Annotated in this window: 20 protein-coding genes and 3 pseudogenes; 14 read left to right on the top strand and 9 right to left on the bottom strand. The window is 35.4% G+C overall.

What is annotated here, in order from left to right:
- Positions 1 to 37: 37 nt before the first annotated feature.
- Positions 38 to 510, top strand: a pseudogene (locus JFT89_RS30330) (hypothetical protein).
- Positions 511 to 598: 88 nt separating this feature from the next.
- Here the strand turns inward: JFT89_RS30330 and JFT89_RS15230 are convergent.
- The 4 genes from JFT89_RS15230 to JFT89_RS15215 all read right to left on the bottom strand — a co-directional run bounded on the left by JFT89_RS15230 (position 599) and on the right by JFT89_RS15215 (position 4,321).
- Positions 599 to 1,834, bottom strand: coding sequence for an NAD(P)/FAD-dependent oxidoreductase (locus JFT89_RS15230; RefSeq protein ID WP_016095602.1), 1,236 nt, complete (start codon positions 1,832 to 1,834; stop codon positions 599 to 601).
- Positions 1,831 to 2,163 carry a (2Fe-2S)-binding protein gene (locus JFT89_RS15225; RefSeq protein ID WP_002110336.1) on the bottom strand — a complete coding sequence of 111 codons (333 nt, stop codon included), beginning with the start codon at positions 2,161 to 2,163 and terminating at the stop codon, positions 1,831 to 1,833. Before JFT89_RS15225 ends, JFT89_RS15230 begins: the two co-directional genes overlap by 4 nt.
- On the bottom strand, positions 2,160 to 2,432 hold the full coding sequence (locus JFT89_RS15220) for a (2Fe-2S)-binding protein (RefSeq protein ID WP_002065856.1): 273 nt from the start codon (positions 2,430 to 2,432) through the stop codon (positions 2,160 to 2,162). The genes JFT89_RS15225 and JFT89_RS15220 overlap by 4 nt, the downstream gene beginning before the upstream one ends.
- A 227-nt stretch (positions 2,433 to 2,659) precedes the next feature.
- Positions 2,660 to 4,321 carry a sigma-54 interaction domain-containing protein gene (locus JFT89_RS15215; RefSeq protein WP_016095601.1) on the bottom strand — a complete coding sequence of 554 codons (1,662 nt, stop codon included), beginning with the start codon at positions 4,319 to 4,321 and terminating at the stop codon, positions 2,660 to 2,662.
- A 184-nt stretch (positions 4,322 to 4,505) separates the two neighbouring features.
- Here JFT89_RS15215 and JFT89_RS15210 point away from each other — a divergent pair, with 184 nt between their 5' ends.
- The 7 genes from JFT89_RS15210 to JFT89_RS15180 all read left to right on the top strand — a co-directional run bounded on the left by JFT89_RS15210 (position 4,506) and on the right by JFT89_RS15180 (position 12,221).
- Complete coding sequence (locus JFT89_RS15210; RefSeq protein WP_201040326.1) at positions 4,506 to 5,681, top strand: NAD(P)/FAD-dependent oxidoreductase; 1,176 nt, start codon at positions 4,506 to 4,508, stop codon at positions 5,679 to 5,681.
- Entirely contained in the window at positions 5,678 to 6,715 is a 1,038-nt protein-coding gene (locus JFT89_RS15205) for a proline racemase family protein (RefSeq protein ID WP_012261087.1), read from the top strand. The genes JFT89_RS15210 and JFT89_RS15205 overlap by 4 nt, the downstream gene beginning before the upstream one ends.
- Positions 6,712 to 7,653 carry a proline racemase family protein gene (locus JFT89_RS15200; RefSeq protein ID WP_201040325.1) on the top strand — a complete coding sequence of 314 codons (942 nt, stop codon included), beginning with the start codon at positions 6,712 to 6,714 and terminating at the stop codon, positions 7,651 to 7,653. Before JFT89_RS15205 ends, JFT89_RS15200 begins: the two co-directional genes overlap by 4 nt.
- 22 nt (positions 7,654 to 7,675) lie before the next feature.
- The gene (dapA, locus tag JFT89_RS15195; protein WP_201040324.1) at positions 7,676 to 8,572 is read left to right on the top strand and encodes a 4-hydroxy-tetrahydrodipicolinate synthase; all 897 of its coding nucleotides are present in this window, start codon (positions 7,676 to 7,678) and stop codon (positions 8,570 to 8,572) included.
- 18 nt (positions 8,573 to 8,590) lie between these two features.
- Complete coding sequence (locus tag JFT89_RS15190) at positions 8,591 to 10,075, top strand: aldehyde dehydrogenase family protein (protein ID WP_201040323.1); 1,485 nt, start codon at positions 8,591 to 8,593, stop codon at positions 10,073 to 10,075.
- A gap of 165 nt (positions 10,076 to 10,240) precedes the next feature.
- Complete coding sequence (locus tag JFT89_RS15185) at positions 10,241 to 11,731, top strand: alanine/glycine:cation symporter family protein (protein WP_016095597.1); 1,491 nt, start codon at positions 10,241 to 10,243, stop codon at positions 11,729 to 11,731.
- A gap of 124 nt (positions 11,732 to 11,855) precedes the next feature.
- The gene (locus tag JFT89_RS15180; protein WP_016095596.1) at positions 11,856 to 12,221 is read left to right on the top strand and encodes a carboxymuconolactone decarboxylase family protein; all 366 of its coding nucleotides are present in this window, start codon (positions 11,856 to 11,858) and stop codon (positions 12,219 to 12,221) included.
- A gap of 54 nt (positions 12,222 to 12,275) precedes the next feature.
- Here the strand turns inward: JFT89_RS15180 and JFT89_RS15175 are convergent, their stop codons facing one another.
- Both JFT89_RS15175 and JFT89_RS15170 read right to left on the bottom strand, forming a co-directional pair.
- Complete coding sequence (locus JFT89_RS15175) at positions 12,276 to 12,548, bottom strand: P-loop NTPase family protein (protein WP_002127756.1); 273 nt, start codon at positions 12,546 to 12,548, stop codon at positions 12,276 to 12,278.
- An 85-nt stretch (positions 12,549 to 12,633) separates the two neighbouring features.
- Positions 12,634 to 13,261: pseudogene (locus JFT89_RS15170) on the bottom strand (HD domain-containing protein).
- A gap of 105 nt (positions 13,262 to 13,366) precedes the next feature.
- On the opposite strand from JFT89_RS15170, the gene JFT89_RS15165 reads away from it, so the two are divergent.
- The 4 genes from JFT89_RS15165 to ppaC all read left to right on the top strand — a co-directional run bounded on the left by JFT89_RS15165 (position 13,367) and on the right by ppaC (position 16,831).
- Positions 13,367 to 13,870, top strand: coding sequence for a GNAT family N-acetyltransferase (locus JFT89_RS15165; RefSeq protein ID WP_002127754.1), 504 nt, complete (start codon positions 13,367 to 13,369; stop codon positions 13,868 to 13,870).
- Positions 13,871 to 14,131: 261 nt separating this feature from the next.
- The gene (locus tag JFT89_RS15160; RefSeq protein ID WP_016095594.1) at positions 14,132 to 14,647 is read left to right on the top strand and encodes a DinB family protein; all 516 of its coding nucleotides are present in this window, start codon (positions 14,132 to 14,134) and stop codon (positions 14,645 to 14,647) included.
- A gap of 438 nt (positions 14,648 to 15,085) precedes the next feature.
- A complete protein-coding gene (locus tag JFT89_RS15155) occupies positions 15,086 to 15,751 on the top strand; it encodes a lytic polysaccharide monooxygenase (protein ID WP_201040322.1) in 666 nt (221 codons plus the stop codon).
- A 150-nt stretch (positions 15,752 to 15,901) separates the two neighbouring features.
- Entirely contained in the window at positions 15,902 to 16,831 is a 930-nt protein-coding gene (gene ppaC, locus JFT89_RS15150) for a manganese-dependent inorganic pyrophosphatase (RefSeq protein ID WP_016095592.1), read from the top strand.
- A gap of 129 nt (positions 16,832 to 16,960) precedes the next feature.
- Here the strand turns inward: ppaC and JFT89_RS15145 are convergent, their stop codons facing one another.
- On the bottom strand, positions 16,961 to 17,149 hold the full coding sequence (locus JFT89_RS15145; protein ID WP_002012993.1) for a DUF4017 family protein: 189 nt from the start codon (positions 17,147 to 17,149) through the stop codon (positions 16,961 to 16,963).
- Positions 17,150 to 17,468: 319 nt separating this feature from the next.
- Here JFT89_RS15145 and JFT89_RS15140 point away from each other — a divergent pair, with 319 nt between their 5' ends.
- Positions 17,469 to 17,918, top strand: a complete 450-nt coding sequence (locus JFT89_RS15140; RefSeq protein ID WP_016095591.1) for a DUF6884 domain-containing protein — start codon at positions 17,469 to 17,471, stop codon at positions 17,916 to 17,918.
- Positions 17,919 to 18,049: 131 nt separating this feature from the next.
- Positions 18,050 to 18,235, top strand: coding sequence for a hypothetical protein (locus JFT89_RS15135; RefSeq protein WP_002085081.1), 186 nt, complete (start codon positions 18,050 to 18,052; stop codon positions 18,233 to 18,235).
- Between the two features lie 51 nt (positions 18,236 to 18,286).
- Here the strand turns inward: JFT89_RS15135 and JFT89_RS30325 are convergent.
- Together JFT89_RS30325 and JFT89_RS15130 are read right to left on the bottom strand one after the other, a co-directional pair.
- Positions 18,287 to 18,738 (bottom strand): annotated as a pseudogene (locus JFT89_RS30325) (hypothetical protein).
- Positions 18,739 to 18,875: 137 nt separating this feature from the next.
- The gene (locus tag JFT89_RS15130) at positions 18,876 to 19,232 is read right to left on the bottom strand and encodes a hypothetical protein (RefSeq protein ID WP_000606233.1); all 357 of its coding nucleotides are present in this window, start codon (positions 19,230 to 19,232) and stop codon (positions 18,876 to 18,878) included.
- Positions 19,233 to 19,312: the final 80 nt, after the last annotated feature.

The raw sequence follows: 19,312 nt of genomic DNA, 5'->3' as shown, positions 1-19,312 counted from the left end.
TACAGTTGATAAGTATATTAGAAAAGAAGGCGTAGTAATGCTATTTTTTATGTTAGCTATTAGTGTAGGATTAATATTTTTTGTTCATTATATAACGAAACAGATGTTTAAATACGAAGCAAATCACCTAAGTTCAAAAAACGCTTTTTAATAAATCTTTTGCAATTTGTTAGATTTGCACCAGTAATTGTATTACTTGTAATATGCATACTGGTATTAACAACTTTGCACACGAAAACAGGTATTCGACTATCTCATGCATGGTATGCTGCGCAATTTTGGTCCTATTATACGTTTTTGTATTGTATTTATATGATAACTAGGAAAAAACTGCTTCTTTTTTCAATGGTTATATCCTTAATTATGGCCATTTATTACACTCCGTTGTTCCACTTTGAAAACCAATTTATAGGATTTTATGTAATTGTCGCTGATATTTGTGGAAGTTTAATGTTTATAAATTTATGGATGTCGATATCGAAAGTTTTAGTCGGAATGAAAAATAGGTAATACCTTTGGTTCCTGTAAGTGACAGAAATACTAGCATATAAAAAAGGCGGTGGAAATGAATCCACCGCCTTTTTTATATGCTAGTATTTCACGCTTTCATTTGTTGATTTTCCTCAAATGATTGAAAATCACGCCAAATCTCATTCATCTTTTGTCTACCAACATCAACCATCGGATTAAACTGAATCGCAGCTTTCTGACGTACAGTGTGAACATTTTGAATTGCTTGTTGTAAATGTTTTTCAACCGAATTAGATGTTTTATTAGCCTGTTTTACGATTGAATATCCAGCGACAGTACCTTGCGCCATCGCGATTTTCCCGCTTTCAATTCCGGTAATATTTCCAGCTACAAATAAACCTGGAAGAGGGGTTTCCATTTCTTCTGAATGAAGCGGGACATGTCCGCCTAATTCCGGAATGTAATGGAAAGGGCATCCCGCTACAGCGGCAAGTTCAGCAAGCGGATATAGCCCTCCGGCAATACAAACGAAGTCAGCCTCATATATCTTTTCTGATCCATTAATAATATTTCCTTTAGAATCAATATTAGCTACACGGACACCTTCAACTTGATCCGTTCCGATAATTTCAAGCGCAGCTTTACGAAGATGAAGTGGTGTTCCGTTTATTTTCATTCCGCTATTTGGATAAAAGGTTAATCCGGCTTTTCGAATCCAATCATACTTCATAAAACGACTACCTATACGCAAAAAAGCAGATGGGGCAAGGTGAGCCGCATTTAAGAGTGAGTTTAATACTTCTTCGGGTTCACTAGCTTTTCCGCTCAACTCGCTTTTTTCAGGGAGTACAATATGATCCACTGTAATTCCAGCTAATTGCAATTCATTTAAAATGGCGAAAGACAAAATGTTAGCGCCAATTATGATTCCTTTTTTCCCAACTTGAACTCGGTGAACATTTGTCATAACTTGAGCTGCTCCAATTGACATAACTCCTGGAAGTGTCCAGCCAGGAAGGGGAATAGAATACTCGGCAGCCCCAGTAGCAATTAGTACGAACGGTGCTTCTAATGTACCGATATTTGTATGTACGAACCAAGAACTCTCATCTTTATCTAAATTATAGACGGAAACACCGCACCGAATATCGACTGAAAGCGATATTGCTTCTTCGTGAAGGCGTTTTGATTCTTCTATTCCGTTCCACCATTCGCCAGTAGGCTCTTGATGTAACTGTCCTAACAGTCTCCCGCCAGGTTTCATAAATTCATCAATAACAAGTACGTTAAGTCCAAAACGTGCACAAGAGATGGAAGCTGATAATCCTGCCGGCCCTGCACCAATTATAATTACATCGATCATCGCTTTTTCACCATCTCTCTCACGATATTTGGATGCTGTTTTCCGCTTTCAACAACCATATCGTTTTCTACAACTGTTAAGCATGCTCGTACATTCGTTTGATTGTTTACAGTCACTCGGCATTCAGAACAATGCCCGATATTACAATAAATACCTCGCGGCGTCCCGCTATCTTCATGGACTCTTAACGTTCTTATTCCGTTTGCAAGTAGAGCGGCCGCTATCGTTTCATGTTCATATGCTTCATATTGTTGACCATTAAATTGAAAATTGATACGCTGACTACTATTTAAACTACCTAAAATAGGGTGATTTATAATTCTATTCATTTATTTTCACCTACCGCCCCAAAAGTAACTGCACGCACTGGTGGTTGATATTTTAATGGAATCTCGTCAGGAGATGTACCAGGGTTAGCGTTTTCGATCATTCGATCTAGTGTTGTTCTACATGTACGTCCCCCGCAAAAACCCATACCAGCACGCGTTCTTAGTTTTAACTCACGAGCTGAGCAATTATATTCAGCAATTGTCGATTGAAGTTGTCCGTATGTAACTTCTTCACAACGACAAACAATTAAATTCTCTTTATTCGTCATATGTATTCCTCCTCTAGTTCGGTTTACACAAATTATTATGCAATAACTATGCCAATATAGAGGAGGAGAGGGATTATCCCGCTATTTGCTGGGCAGTAAGACCTCACCTCAAAATTCAGTGAAAGCAAAGAAGTTAGGTGGGGGTCGGGCTGCCCGTAAAATCCCGATTGGTGAGGGCTGATAATCAAGTGGGGATGAACAAAACCCCCACTGATTAAAGTTTCACTTTATTGTAACCCAAGCCTTTTTAAGCGGTTATATAAAGTGGCCCTCGTTACCCCGAGTTGTTTCGCACATTCTAATTTATTACCATCTAAAATGTGTAAAGCTCTTTCAATTACCTTTTTCTCGTGCTCATCCATTTCTTCTTGTAAAGAAAGAATCATATTATTATTGCTGAGTAATAGGGAATGAGATGTTTTGTTCTCTAAAGTATCATTTGTATGAAATGGTAAATATTCTTGTTTAATAATGCCGTCTGTCGCAAATACGACGAGTCTTTCAACTACGTTTCGGAGCTCGCGAATATTACCAGGCCAATTGTAATGAAGTAGTTCATGCATAATATTTGAAGGTAAGTCTCGAATAGGCCTGTTATAGTTTATTGAAAAATCGTTTAAAAAGGAGTAGGTCAATTCGATAATATCCTCTCGTCTTTCGCGCAGCGGTGGAATAAGCAAGCTAACTACATTTAAGCGATAGTATAAATCTTCTCGGAAAGTTCCTTTTCTCATTTCTTCTTGTAAATCACGGTTTGTAGCAGCGATAATGCGGAAATCAATATTGATTTCTTTTTCTCCACCAACTCGGTAATACTTTCGTTCCTGCAGTACACGCAAAAGTTTCACTTGCATATCGAGCGGCATTTCGCCTATTTCATCGAGGAATAAAGTACCGCCTTGCGCGAGCTCTATTTTCCCTTTCTTCCCTTTACTATTTGCACCAGAAAAAGCCCCGCGCTCGTAACCAAATAATTCACTTTCAAATAACGCTTCAGGAATTGCACCGCAGTTAATTGAAATAAAAGGGGCATTCGCTGTCTCACTTGCTTCATGAATTGCTTTCGCAAACACTTCTTTTCCAACTCCGCTTTCGCCGAGTATTAAAACCGTGGACTTCACTGAACAAACCTTTCTAGCTAATTGAATCGTTCGTTGTATAACAGGGCTTTTTCCATTCATCGCAAGGAAAGGATCGGATGTATCTTTATATTTTGCTACTTCTTGTTCTAATCGGTGCATTTCATGCGACATATTAAATAGTTTTTCATTCAAAGCGACTTGATTTGTAACATCAGTTTCAGAAACGACTGCTCCTATAATTTCATCGTTACAATAAACTGGATTTGAATTAATTAATACGAACAAATCCGGACGAGGCTGATGGAACTGAGCGATTATGCTTTTTCCGTCATGTAATGATTGTAAAATTTCTAAATCTTTATAATCAAAAAAACGTGTAATCGGTTGTCCAATAATTTCGTTATGTTTGACTGAAAAGATTTTTTCAGCGCCATCTGTCCACGTACGAACGCATTCTTTCTCATCAATGACGGTAACAGAAGAATCAGTCGTTTGAATGACAGTGTTATAAAAAGCTAGCAGATCATTGTAAGATTTATAAAGAAATGGAATCATTTGTTGAGCAGTTATACAGCATATAGGCTCTAGATTTTCGTTCACAATTACAACTGCCGAATTGTTAGAAAAAGATTCGATTAACGTAGTGAAAGAGTCCTCTTCATAAATAACTGCGCAACTACATTCTTCAGTAGATGAAGGAAGGTAATAAAAATTTTTACCTTCCTGTTTCATGTGCTGAATGGTGCTTGTACAATCAATTGATAAAATTTTTATAAACTCTTTTATTGTTGGAAATGAAAATGTCATAGTGTCCTCCTGGTATGTATAAAAATTTAGACAGTGATAAAGAAATAATACACCTATTTACGATAAATTTAAAATATTTTTACAAATAAAAATAATTTCATATAAATAGTTCTGTATGTAGAGTTGGCACACCAATTGCATAAATAAAAAATGAGAGATTTAGGAGAAAGGAGGAGTGCTATATATGAGGCACTGTGACGTTTTAATAATAGGCGGTGGAATTATAGGATGTTCTATCGCTTATTACACTTCAAAATACGGAAGAGACGTAACGATCATTGAAAAAGGAGAATTTGTCAGTGGAACGTCTTCACGGTGTGACGGGAATATTTTAGCGATTGATAAAGACCCAGGGTTTGATAGCCAAATGTCGTTAGTAAGTCAAAAATTAGTAACAGAACTAAGTGAAGAGTTGGAGCACTCATTTGAATATAGGGCACCTGGAAGCATTCTCGTTTGTGAATCAGACGAAGAGATGGAGGCAGCGCAGCAATGGGTGAATCGTCAAAAAGAAGTGGGCTTACCGTTTCGCATGCTTGACAGGCAAGATATAAGAGAGGAATCACCATTTTTTGCGGATGATTTATTAGGTGGTTTAGAATGCGCAACTGATTCGACTGTAAATCCATATCTTCTTGCTTTTTCCCTACTTGCAGAATCGAAGAAATTTGGTGCGAAAGTTTTTAATCATACAGAAGTAAAAGAAATGAAAAGAGATATAGATGGTTCCTTTATTGTAGAAACAACAAATGGGACGTTTACTGCGAAGCAAGTAGTGAACGCAGCCGGTGTGTGGGCTCCTAAAATTGGACAGATGTTAGATGTGACTATCCCAATTGAACCGAGAAAGGGACATATTATTGTAGCTTCAAGGCAACAACACGTAGGTTGCCGTAAAGTAATGGAATTTGGTTATTTAATTTCTAAGTTTGGTGGAAAACGAAAAGTGGATGCTTTAACTGAAAAGTACGGGGTGGCACTTGTGTTCGAGCCAACAGAAAGTCAAAATTTTTTAATTGGTAGTAGTAGAGAATTTGTAGGATTTCATACGAGGATAAATAACGAGGTTATTAAATGTATTGCGAACAGAGCAATTCGTTTTTATCCGAAAATGGCAGATATGATGGTGATTCGTTCATATGCTGGTTTACGCCCGTGGACAGAAGATCATTTGCCGATCATTTCACGAGTGGAACATATTCCGAATTATTTTATTGCAGCAGGACATGAAGGTGATGGAATTAGTCTGGCAGCAGTTACTGGAAAAGTGATTGAAGAGTTATTAAATGAAAAAGAAACAATCATTCCTATTGAACCACTTCGTTTGAGTCGTTTTACAGAAAGGGTGTTAAACGGATGAGGTTACAAAGAGTCTTTACGACGATTGATACACATACAGGAGGGAATCCAACGAGGACATTAATTAGCGGACTTCCTAAGTTAATTGGAGAGACAATGGCAGAGAAGATGTTACATATGAAAAAGGAGTATGACTGGATTCGCAAATTGTTAATGAATGAGCCACGTGGTCATGATGTAATGTCAGGAGCACTATTAACAGATCCGTGTCATCCTGAAGCTGATATAGGTGTTATATACATAGAGACAGGTGGATATTTGCCGATGTGTGGCCACGATACAATCGGTGTATGTACAGCTTTAGTTGAATCAGGTTTAATTCCAGTAATTGAACCGGTTACTTCTTTAAAGCTAGATACACCAGCTGGCTTAGTTGAAGTAGATATTTCTGTTCAAGATGGGAAAGCGAAAGAAGTCTCCTTCTGTAACATACCAGCTTTTTTACTGAAAAATATTTCTGTACACGTCGAAGAAATTGGAACTGTAGAGGCGGATATTGCGTATGGAGGGAATTTTTATGCCATTATCGATGCGAAGTCAGTAGGTTTAGAGTTAGTACCAGAAAACGCATCTACAATCATTGATAAGGCGATTCATATTAGAAATACAATTAATGAGAAGTTTGAAATCATTCATCCAGAGTATTCGTTTATAAGAGGATTAACACATGTTGAATTTTATACAGATCCTACTCATGAAAGTGCGCATGTGAAAAATACAGTTGTTGTTCCGCCAGGAGGAATTGATCGATCTCCATGTGGCACAGGAACATCAGCGAAGTTAGCTGTATTATACGCTCATAAAAAAATTAAAATCGATGAAGAGTTTATTCATGAGAGTATCGTTGGCTCATTATTTAAAGGGTGTGTCATAAATACGACATATGTGGAAAATATTGAAGCTGTAATAACGAAAATTACAGGATCAGCTTGGCTTATGGGTATGCATAGATTTTTTTACAATGAAAAGGATCCACTTAAAGAAGGCTTTTTGCTAATTCCGCCGATGGAACATGAAACGGAGGATGTAAAATGAACATTCAAAAAATGTATACAGCAGTAGACGTACACGTAAATGGCGAGGCGTTTCGTGTAATGAAAGACGTACCATGCAAATACTACTACAGTTTGGAGCAATTAAACGAACAATTTTCAGGTGAATTAGCAGAAGGAATGAAGCTTTTATTAAATGAACCACGTGGTTTTATCGGTTTAAATGGATGTATTGTCGTTCCTTCTATTCATAATGAAGTTGATGCAGCTGTATTGTTTTTTAATCATGAAGGATCCATTCCTCTTCATTACGGAGGCATTGTCGCAGTAATAACGATGTTACTAGAAAGCGGGTATTTAAAAAAGAGAGAGTCTAATCAATACAAAATCGAAACGCTATCTGGAATATTTTCAGTGGATGCATATGTAGAGAATGATGAAGTTGTATCTGTTTCGTTTGAAAGTAAACTATGTTATATGATCGAGAAAAATTTAAAGGTTGGTAATATAAGTTACTCTCTCATACAGGCAGATAAAGTATATGCAGTTGTAGAAAAGGATACGTATTCGCCAGAAATCAGTATTGAAAACATCTCTAAATTAAAAAAATGGGGTGAAACTGCACTTCAAGCTATACAAAAACAGTCATTAATAAAAAGACTTATTTTAGTAGATTCTATGCAAAAAGAAAAGAACCATATAAAGTCGATTACATTTCATGAAGATAACTTTATAGTACGTTCACCAGGTTTTGTTTCTACTATTGTGTCTTATGTTCATGCTTTATTTAAAAATGAATATATAGCGGATAAACCTTTTAAAAATGAAAGTATTTTTAATAGCTTTATAACAGTAGAAAAAGTGGAGAAAGAAGAACTCGGATACATTTTTCGATTTGAAAGTAGAGGGTTTATTACAGGTATGCAAACATTTATATTAGATCCTACCGATCCGTTTCCAACAGGTTTCTTATTAAAATAATATGTTAAAGGGAGAGATAAAGATGCAAAATATTAAAGGGGCATTTCCAGTATTAATAACACCAATGGATGAGTTTCAAGAGATTGATTGGAAAGGTGTAAAACAAAACGTAAACTACTTTATTGAGCAAAAAGTAGCTGGAATTATTATTAATGGAAGTACGGGAGAATTTGTTAGTTTATCAAAAGAAGAACGATTTAACATGGTAGAAACAGTATTAAAAGAAGTTGATGGCCGTATTCCAGTTATTGTTGGAACTGCTGCGGAGACGACGAAAGAAACGATTGAATATACGAAACATGCAGAAGCGCACGGAGCAGATTGTGCATTAATTATAAACTCGTATCATTGTAAACCGAAAGAAGAGGAAATCTATTTTCATTTTAAAGAAATCTCAAACGCTGTAAATATACCAATTATGCTATATAATAACCCATTTACTTCTGGTGTTGATATGAGTACAGAGCTAATGCTCCGTATTGGAAAAGAATGTGAAAATGTTACACATATTAAAGAATCTAGTGGAGATATTCGAAAAGCGAGAGATTTAGTAAGACAAGGCGAAGGTGCTTTTCAAGTCTTCTGTGGGTCTGAAGATTTAGTTATGGAATCTTATTTAGTTGGTGCGACAGGATGGGTTTCGGTAGCAGGAAATATTGTTCCAGGACTTGTTACGAAAATGTATGAGCATTTTCAAAATGGTGAATTAGAAAAAGCGTGGGAAATGAACGATGCTATTTTACCACTTTGCGAGTTTCTTGAAGGATCAGGGAAATATGTACAAATCGTTAAACGTTCAATGGAACTACACGGGCAAGTTGGCGGACCTTCTCGTTATCCGAGATTAGGATTAACTGAAGAGGAAGATCAAAAGCTTCAAACGATTTTATCAAAAATTGCAGCTCATGCAGCTGTTTAAACAAGGAGGAGAGTATATATGTTAACGACAAACATTGAGTTGAAACCAAAAGTGAAAGCGTTTTTAAATGAAGAAATTAAAATGTTTATTAATGGCGAATTTGTTCCTTCTATTAGTGGAAAGACATTTGAAACATACAATCCAGCGACAGAAGATGTGCTAGCCGTCGTATGTGAAGCACAAGAAGAAGATATTGATATCGCAGTAAAAGCGGCGAGATTTGCTTTTGAATCAGGCCCGTGGGCAGAGATGACTACTGCTGAAAGAGCACATCTTATTTATAAATTAGCAGATTTAATTGAAGAGCATAGAGAAGAATTAGCACAGCTAGAAGCTTTAGACAATGGAAAACCATATCAAGTAGCACTGGATGATGATATTTCAGCAACTGTAGAAAATTATCGTTATTACGCGGGATGGGCTACAAAAATTATCGGGCAAACAATTCCGATTTCAAAAGATTATTTAAATTACACACGCCATGAACCGGTTGGTGTTGTAGGTCAAATTATTCCATGGAATTTTCCGCTCGTTATGTCTTCTTGGAAAATGGGAGCCGCTCTTGCGACAGGTTGTACGATTGTATTAAAACCAGCAGAGCAAACACCTTTATCTTTACTATATACAGCGAAGCTTTTTAAAGAAGCTGGTTTTCCAAACGGTGTTGTAAACTTTGTACCAGGTTTCGGCCAAGAAGCAGGAGCTGCAATTGTAAACCATCATGATATTGATAAAGTAGCTTTCACAGGTTCAACAGTTACAGGGAAATATATTATGCGTCAATCTGCAGAAACAATTAAACATGTAACACTAGAACTTGGTGGTAAGTCACCAAACATCATTTTAGAAGATGCTGACTTAGAAGAAGCGATTAACGGTGCGTTCCAAGGAATTATGTATAATCATGGTCAAAATTGTAGCGCAGGATCTCGAGTTTTCGTTCATCGAAAGCACTATGAAACAGTCGTAAATGAACTTGTAAAAATGGCAAATGAAGTGAAGCTTGGGGCAGGTATGGAGGCGGAAACTGAAATGGGACCGCTCGTATCTAAAAAACAACAAGAGCGTGTGCTAAATTACATTGAACAAGGAAAAGCTGAAGGTGCTACTGTTGCAGCTGGCGGTGAACGTGCATTTGAAAAAGGTTATTTTGTACAGCCAACCGTATTCACAAATGTTACTGATGATATGACAATTGTTAAGGAAGAAATCTTTGGACCAGTTGTCGTTGTACTTCCATTTGATTCGACAGAAGAAGTAATTGAAAGAGCGAATCGCTCTTCATATGGGCTTGCTGCGGGTGTATGGACACAAAATATTAAAACAGGGCATCAAGTTGCCAATAAATTAAAGGCAGGAACAGTGTGGATTAATGATTATAACTTAGAAAATGCTGCTGCACCATTTGGTGGATATAAGCAATCTGGTATCGGACGTGAATTAGGTTCATATGCCCTTGATAATTATACAGAAGTGAAAAGTGTTTGGGTAAATATAAAGTGAAACGCTATTCGCTGAGGAGTTTTACTGCCTGCAAATAGCAGGATAGAAGAATAAAAGAATGATGAAATATAGTAAGAGATGCGGACAACTGGTAGGTAGGATAAAGGTTGTCCGTTTTCTTATATATAAAATTGCTTTTTCAAAAGAATTATAAGGGGGATTTGGATGGAGAAATTAGTAGAATGGTTAGTAGGGCAAGTATGGAGTATTGGTTTAGTTGTTTTCGCATTAGGAGCAGGAGTGTATTTCACAATTGCAACTCGTTTTTTACAAATTCGTTATTTTAAAGAGATGATTAAACTATTATTTGAAGGGAAGAGCTCGGAGACGGGAATATCATCCTTTCAAGCATTTTGTTTGGCGTTATCAGGTAGGGTTGGAATAGGGAATATCGCAGGGGTCGCGACAGCTATCGCTTTTGGCGGACCTGGAGCTGTATTTTGGATGTGGATGATGGCGCTATTAGGAGCGGCTAGTGCATTTGTTGAATCAACATTAGCACAAGTATATAAAAGTAAAGTAGGAAATGAATACCGCGGTGGTACACCATATTTCATTGAAAAAGGTTTGAAAATGAAATGGTTTGCGGTCATTGTAGCAGTGGTTGTAACACTTTCATATGGCGTTTTATTACCAGGTATTCAATCAAGTAGTATCGCGGTTGGATTTGAAAATTCTTCTGGCATTAGTAAATATGTAACTGGTATATTTTTAGTTGTATTATTGGCAGCGATTATTTTTGGTGGAGTAAAGAGAATTGCAGGCGTTTCACAAATGTTAGTTCCATTTATGGCAATTGGGTATGTAATTGTTACATGTATCGTATTAATTGCGAATATAACGGAAATTCCAAGTATGTTTGCTTTAATTTTCTCTAGTGCATTTGGTGTAAATGAAATGTTTGGAGGAATCGTTGGGGCAGCTATTGCATGGGGAGTAAAGCGTGCAGTATTTTCAAACGTTGCTGGTGTAGGAGAAGCAACATATAGCTCTGCAGCTGCTGAAGTATCGCATCCTGCAAAACAAGGGTTAGTGCAAGCTTTTTCTGTATATATCGATACAATTGTAGTATGTACAGCAACAGCTCTTATGATATTAATAACAGGTATGTATAATGTTATACCTGAAGGGAAAAGCGCAATTGTGCGGAATATAGGAAATGTGGAAGCAGGTCCAATTTATACACAACAAGCAGTTGAAACTGTTATGACCGGATTTGGTCCAATATTTATTTCAATCGCAATCTTCTTCTTCGCATTTACAACTTTGCTTGCTTATTACTATATCGCTGAAACGACGCTTACTTATTTAGATCGTGGGCTCAAATATAGCTGGTTAAAACCAGTATTAAAAATTGGATTTTTAATTATGGTATACATCGGTAGTGTAGAATCAGCTTCGTTTTTATGGAACCTCGGAGATTTAGGAATTGGTAGTATGGCATGGTTAAACCTTATAGCAATCCTATTGTTAAGCAAAACTGCATTAAAAGTGTTAAAAGATTATGAAACGCAGAAAAAAGAAGGAAAAGATCCGGTTTTTGATCCTAAAAAAGTAGGAATTGAAGGTTTAACGATTTGGGAAGAGCGGAGTAAAGAGGTTGAAAGGAAAAGTTCTAAAGAAAAAGTATCGGTGGATGATGGGATGAAACTGTAGACGTGCAAATTTAAAAGTAAAATAAACTGAAAATTCGTTCTATTATTAAGGTAAATATTTGTATATGTCCTTCATTTTATCTCATACTAAAGTAAGTGTGAATAAAATGAATGGAGGATATACAATGGAAAATCAACAATATGGATCTATAAATGATGTATTACTTCATTACAAAGAAGGTATTGGGAATTTTACGCAACAAATCCCTGAAATTGCAGAAACATATAACGCTTTTACACAAGCATGTTTTCAGGAGGGTACATTAACTAAAAGAGAAAAGCAGCTCATTGCATTAGGGATTAGTTTAGCAACACAAGACGAATATTGTACGATTTATCATACGAAGGGCTGTATTGACCAAGGATGTTCTGATAAAGAAATTTTAGAAGCTTGTGGTGTTTCAGCAGCATTTGCTGGGGGAGCTGCAATGAGTCAGGCAGTAACCTTAGTACAAGAGTGTATGGTGGAATTGAAAAATAAAAGTCATTAAACGCGAGAAAGCTCTCCTTAAAATAAGCTTGTAAGGAGAGCTTTTTATTTTAGCCTAATTTTTTTGAAAGAGTTTCAATTGTTTCATATAATCGATAGCTTTTGTTTTATTCCTTTGTGTAGAAACATATTGTGCCTCGTTTATATCTCTATAATAATTATTAAATATTTCTTCAGAAAGAATTCCGTCAGAGACAGCCTTTTTAACTGCACAGTGTGGTTCATTAGTATGCGAACAGTTAGAAAATTTACATCTCCTAGATATACTCACTATATCTTCATATCCAAAATCAAAGTTATCTTTATGTTCTATTAAGTCAAATCCCATTTTACTAATAATTTATCCCTCCACTTTTGAAAAAGTTTTGTAGAATCATACAGTCAAATTATATTATTTTTAATATGTACCTATTTTAATATTCTATATTTCCGTAAATTGATTTCTCTACATCAGGGAGAAGTGTGTATATACTCTTACCGATTAAAGATTCTAATTCATTCTTAATTGTGTAGAATCCCTTCCAATGTAAGGAGGTATGAGAGGTTGTTCCGTGTCGTAAACCAACTGAAATCAATCTTTTTTCAAGAGTAGTAAAGCCTTCCGCATCAGCAAGTGCGTCACAAAGGGTAATCACCTTATTGTATAAGTCGTAGTCACTGTTTTCATTCAATAGTTCAATTAATCGGCTTTCTATATAATCAGGAACAATGCTCCACTCTGCCGCGATATCTAAATGCTCATTTTTGCAAGGAAATGAATGCGTCACACATATAATGGCGTTTCCTGTATACCCTAAATCATTCATATACATATAACCATCATAGGAATGAATAACAGATTTAGTAAAACCTTTATATCTTCCTACGTCATGCAGGAGGGCAGCGTTGTATGCTATATCAGCATCTAGGTCGTACCCATTATTAATAAGTTCAACAACTATCTTTTCAGTTGCAAGGGCAACATTACCACGGACCTGGGTTTTGTTCATATGCCCACTGGAGTAATTCTCTTGCATATTTCCTATCTAATATATATTTCATATAGGTATCCTTTCTCTAAAAAATCGTATTTTAAATAATTTCATCTTAGTATTTCATTATTCCTGCTTTAAAAATTGTTACAATGAAACAAAAGGGGGATTAGTAATGCAAGATTTAGTAATTGAAGAGATTAAGCAACTAGAAAATGATATTGAAGAGCTTTCTGAACTGTTGAAAACTGTAGTAGATGATGGAGCGTCGATTGGTTTTTTACCTCCACTAGAAGAAAAAGAAGCAGCGAAGTATTGGCAAACTGTATTAGCGCCAGAAGTGATAGTGTATGTTGCTAAAATAAACAATGAAGTGGCGGGTAGTGTTCAATTACATTTAGTTACAAAGCCTAACGGGATCCATAGAGCCGAAATTTGCAAGTTAATGACTCATCCAAACTTTAGACGTAACGGCATTGGACGTTCACTTATGCAAAAAGCAGAGGAACGAGCAAAGCAAGAAAACAGGTCTCTTTTAGTGTTAGATACTAGAGAAGGAGATCCCTCGAATAGATTGTACAAGTCGTTAGACTATCAAGAATCCGGTAAAATACCAGGGTATGCAATTTCTCCGAATGGTGAGTTAGATGCAACAGTAATTTATTATAAAATGATTTAGTTTTTTATTTGAAAAGGGAGATAATTTCAAACGACATATTTGTTATTATGTCTGTGTGTTGATTGACAAAAAGATTAATAATTCAAAATAAAGTTTGATAAAATCCTGTATAATAGTTTTTTTCTTTTGACCCTTTAACTTCATCTGGAATGTTTAATTTAAAGGGCTAGTCTGTAGAGAATTTTAACAGTTTTTTAGATTTTGATTTTGAAGTCTTTTGGTGAATATTAAATGTTAATCTAAAAGATGGAGGTTGCTGTCATGTTGAAACTGTTTCAATATAATTGGCAAGTTCGTGATGAGTGGTTTACATTGTGCGAAGACATGCCGGATGAAGGACTATTAAAGAAACGGGTCGGTGGGTTCGGTAGTATCCTACATACTTTATTTCACATTGTAGATGTGGAATATATGTGGATCTTAGGTTTGCGAGGTGAGCCAGTTCCTGAGGAGCCATTGTTTGAAGAGTATGCCAGCTTGCAAAAAGTAAAAAATCTCTCAGCTCAATATCACGAGAAAGTGAAGCCATTTGTGACATCTTGGACAAATGAAATGGATTCTCGGAAACTTTCAGAAACTGATTTCAATGAAGAACCGATTAGCTCTAGAGACGCATCAATTAGGCGCCGAGTCATTGAATGTACACACGGAGAGATAATACGTCATGTCATTGTCCACGAAATCCACCATATCGGCCAGTTATCTATATGGGCACGTGAAATAGGAAAGGAGCCTGTTTCCGCAAATCTGAGAGGAAGAGGGCTATTCGATAATTAGACTGCCTTTGCCAATTTCGTAATTTATTTATAAACGAATGGTTTAATTGAGTATATTTAAAGCGTGTTTAGATCAATCTTTTTCAAAACACACTTTTTCTTTGTATTATTTTATCTAGCTTTATAGAGTTAATGTAATCAAACTTTTTTCGAAGCTACACTGTGATATATAATTGTAAGTAATTATTAACTACTTTAACGCCGTTTGTATTTTCAGACGGTGTTATAAGTATTTAACAATAAAACGACAAAATAAATAATAGATTTGATAACTGGTAATTAAAATGTGAAGAAGAATTGATATTTTTGTAGCTAAACGAATTTGAGAAAGTTTTTAGAGGGTTCTTTTAGTAATGCTCTTCCACTTATAATGGATGTAGAGAAGATGACTAGGCAACTATAGTTATTTTCGTTTCATTTTTGGGAAGGGGATGAAAGAATGAAAAAAACAAGTTTACAAAAGATAAAAAAGGTTATGTTAAGTGGTGGGATATTACTTACTGGATTATTAACATTTGGATTTTCAGAAAAGGCTTCAGCTCATGGGTATGTAGAATCACCAGCGAGCCGATCTTATTTATGTAAGCAAGGGGTAAATGTAAATTGCGGTCTAGTTCAATATGAACCACAAAGTGTAGAAGGAATAGGCGGCTTTCCGCAATTAGGACCTTCTGATGGACAAATTGCAGGTGCTGGTCATTTTCCTGCTTTAGACGCTCAATCAGTAGATAGGTGGAAGAAAGTTACGTTAAACGGCGGGACGAATACATTCAAGTGGAAACTAACCGCACCTCATAGTACGAAAGAATGGAAATACTACATTACAAAGAAGGATTGGAATCCAAATATGCCTTTAACAAGGTCTAGTTTAGATTTAGTGCCGTTCTATGTGAAAAATGATGGCGGAGTTAGACCGGGGACAACAGTAACGCATGAAGCAAATGTACCAACTGATCGTAGTGGCTACCATCTTATTTTAGCTGTTTGGGAGATTGCGGACACTGGAAATGCGTTTTATCAAGTTATTGATGTGAACCTTGTGAATAATGGTTTAAATTCCAATTTTGCGTTTAACAATGTAGTGCAAGTTCCTACACTATTTTAAATTAAATATACATTTTGATCATCTAATTCATTTTAGATGATCTTTTTTATGAAAAATATAGAAGAAAGTACAATTATTTATAAAAATTCGGCTTTAAATATTGTCATATTTGCTTCTTTAAGATATCCTTTTCATGAAGAGGTGGAAAACATGGAAAAAGTACTAGTTTTCGGGCATAAAAACCCAGATACAGATGCAATTTGTTCTGCGATTGCTTATGCAGAATTGAAAAAAGAATTAGGAATGAATGCTGAGCCTGTACGTTTAGGCGAAATCAGCGGTGAAACTCAATTTGCGTTAGACTCTTTTAAAGTAGAAGGACCGCGTTTTGTTGAGACAGTAGCAAACGAAGTGGACAACGTTATTTTAGTTGACCATAACGAGCGTCAACAAAGTGCTAACGATATCGAATCTGTTCGTGTGTTAGAAGTTATTGACCATCACCGTATTGCTAACTTTGAAACAAGCGATCCTATATACTACCGTTGTGAGCCAGTTGGATGTACAGCTACAATCTTAAACAAAATGTACAAAGAAAACGGCGTTGCAATTCGTAAAGAAGTTGCAGGTTTAATGTTATCTGCAATCATTTCAGATTCTTTACTATTCAAATCTCCAACTTGCACAGAGCAAGACGTAGCAGCAGCTCGTGAATTAGCGGAAATCGCTGGTGTAGATGCAGATAGCTACGGCTTAGAAATGTTAAAAGCTGGTGCTGACTTAAGCGGAAAAACAATGGAGCAATTAATCTCCCTTGACGCTAAAGAATTCCAAATGGGTAACGCGAAAGTTGAAATCGCACAAGTAAACGCTGTTGATACAAACGACGTTCTTGTACACCAAGCGGAACTTGAAAAAGTTATCTCTGCAGTAGTAGAAGAAAAAGGTTTAGACCTATTCTTATTCGTTGTAACTGATATCTTAACTAACGATTCTGTCGGTCTTGCGATTGGTAAAGCAACAAACGTTGTTGAGAAAGCTTACAGCGTAACATTACAAAACAACACAGCTACTTTAAAAGGTGTTGTATCTCGTAAAAAACAAATCGTTCCTGTACTAACAGAAACATTCCAAGCTTAATATTATTGAGTATGGATAAAAGAAAGGACAAGTAGTCATATTGGCTACTTGTCCTTTTTATTATAAAATTACAGAAGAGCCTATTGGATGGAAATAAAAAAGGATAGCAATAGCTATCCTTCTTATCATTTATTCATAAGATCGTTTCTTATTTATATAAAATGTGATAATAGCAGCAATAATGAAAATAGGTATTGCGTACGCTTGCCCAACAAAGAATTTCCAACCTACAGTATTATAGCCCTCAGATGCTGGAATGATAATCGCGATGATACAAACAATAATATAAGCTAATAATGCTGGGAGTATATTTTTCATAGTTGTTCACCTCCTTTTTATACTACATTTATATATTGTACTATTGAATAGAAATTGGGAGATTAAGTGTACTTGATTTTACGAAATCTTTACAAATTCACTAAAGGATGAGGAGCCTGCATGCTGTATGAAAGTGACTTTAGTACGGTGTGTTTATGTAATAATACATATGCTTAATAGACTGTTCTGAAATAAATTAAACCAAATATAGGAGATAATGTAATTTTATCTTTCGAGATAAGTATATAGTATTCTGTAAAAAAATGTACTGAAAAATTGATATTTCATAAGAAATATAGAATAGAGGTAAGAAATAACGATGAAAAGGTTATGCATAATTCCATGCGGAAAGAAGAAAATTTGGGATAAGTACTCAGATTGCGGAGAGGCAGAGGCAAAAGATGTATATATTAGTCCATTCGGAAAAGCATGTCAGGCGTATGCAACTGAGTTTTTCGAGAATTGGGTTATATTATCAGCAAAGCATGGATTTTTAAGACCAAATGATATTGTAAAGGAAAATTATGATCTTGCATTTGATTCAAATAGTAATGAGATTATTAGCATAGAACAATTAAAACAACAGATGATTGATAAAGATTTACTTCAGTTTGAAGAGATCGTCTTACTTGCGGGGAAGAAGCATAAAAAAGTAGTGACGAAGTTATATCCAGAAGAAATCATCACATATCCGTTAGCGGGATGTAGAGGGATTGGGTATATGTTACAGAGGTTGAATGGGGCAGTGGAAGGGCAGAAGGAAGTATAGGGATAAATTAGTAATATAGATACAAATCATACCAAATTAATACATTTAAAATAGACTAGTAAACAAGCCTTTTTACGTTTTTAAACATAGAATATGATGAATTCTATTTTATATTAGGGGGAATCATATTCATGTGTAATAATTGTGGTTGTAGACGCAGAGATTGTAATAGATTTTGGGATGATTTAATGTTTGGAAGATGTAGACGTAGAGATTGTGATGATTGTGGTTGTAGACGTAAACGTGACTGTGATTGTGATGATTGCCGTCGCAATCGTAAACGTGACGACGATGATGATAAATGTCGTAAGTGGTAATATTTTAAAAAGAGTACTTTGAAGTAAGTACTCTTTTTGTGTATAAACCTTTTAAATTCCATCTTGAACAGATTTTTTTCAATTTCCCATGAATCCTGTTTTATAATCTTTAAAGCTACATTAGTACCATTAGATTCCTTATAAAAGATATATCCGTGGTTTGATTTAACGTAAGTTAAAGGTTCGCCAATGCAATCTTTAGAACAAGATGTGTTGATAAGTTCAATTAAGGATAGTTCGCTAGGATCGGTTTTACTAGCATCTATAAGTGTATCAAGGTTCGTTTTACGAAAACCTTGTAAGTTTACATCGAAATTCTTTTCTATTTCTCCAGTAACGCTAGTATTCATTACTTCAACTGAATTTTTCTTTTCTAGAAGAAAACCATTTCCATAAAGGAATTTTGTATATCCAATCCATGCGATTAAAAATAGTATAAAAAACATACCAGTTGTTTTAAGTTTTCGAAGCCGTTTACTTACGATTGATTCTGAATATTTCATTCAGCCTAATCCTCCAATGTTTTTATTTTAAAGTATGCGTGGGTATATATATTTAGAAGGAGATGAAAGTTAGAGAGTTACTGATTCAAAAAAAGAAAGCATCTGAAGTTAGGTGCTTTCTTTTTGAATACTGTCCGCTATCTGTTAGTTACTTGTTTCATAAGCGGTCTTATTTCTTTAACAGGTGGTTTTTTATCATAGGCATCAACGTAAGAAAAGTAATAATTTAAGTTTCTAAGAAGTCCCTTTCCTATTTTTGCGCTTAAGAAGGGGAATACTTGTCCAGTATAATCATCGAGAGATTTACAGTAGTATTTTTCGTCTAAGTATATGCTGTATTTACATGTTAGTTCTACTAATGAGTTACCTTCATCATCAAATACTTCTTTAGAATCAATAATGTCTATTAGTGCGAATTTTTCATTCAGATAAACTTTCTTCTTTTTCTCGTGCTTATTTGTGAGAATAAATACGAGACCAATTGCGTTAATCAAACTATTTCCTCCTATAAAAAACGGATATTAATAAAATATATCGATATACGTTAAATGTAAAGAGGAGTAGTGAAATATCA

The sequence above is a fragment of the Bacillus sp. TH25 genome, from assembly GCF_016650935.1.
Classification (GTDB): Bacteria; Bacillota; Bacilli; order Bacillales; family Bacillaceae_G; genus Bacillus_A; species Bacillus_A mycoides.
Note: the sequence above shows the minus strand (reverse complement) of the source record. Positions and strands in the feature narration are given on the sequence as shown.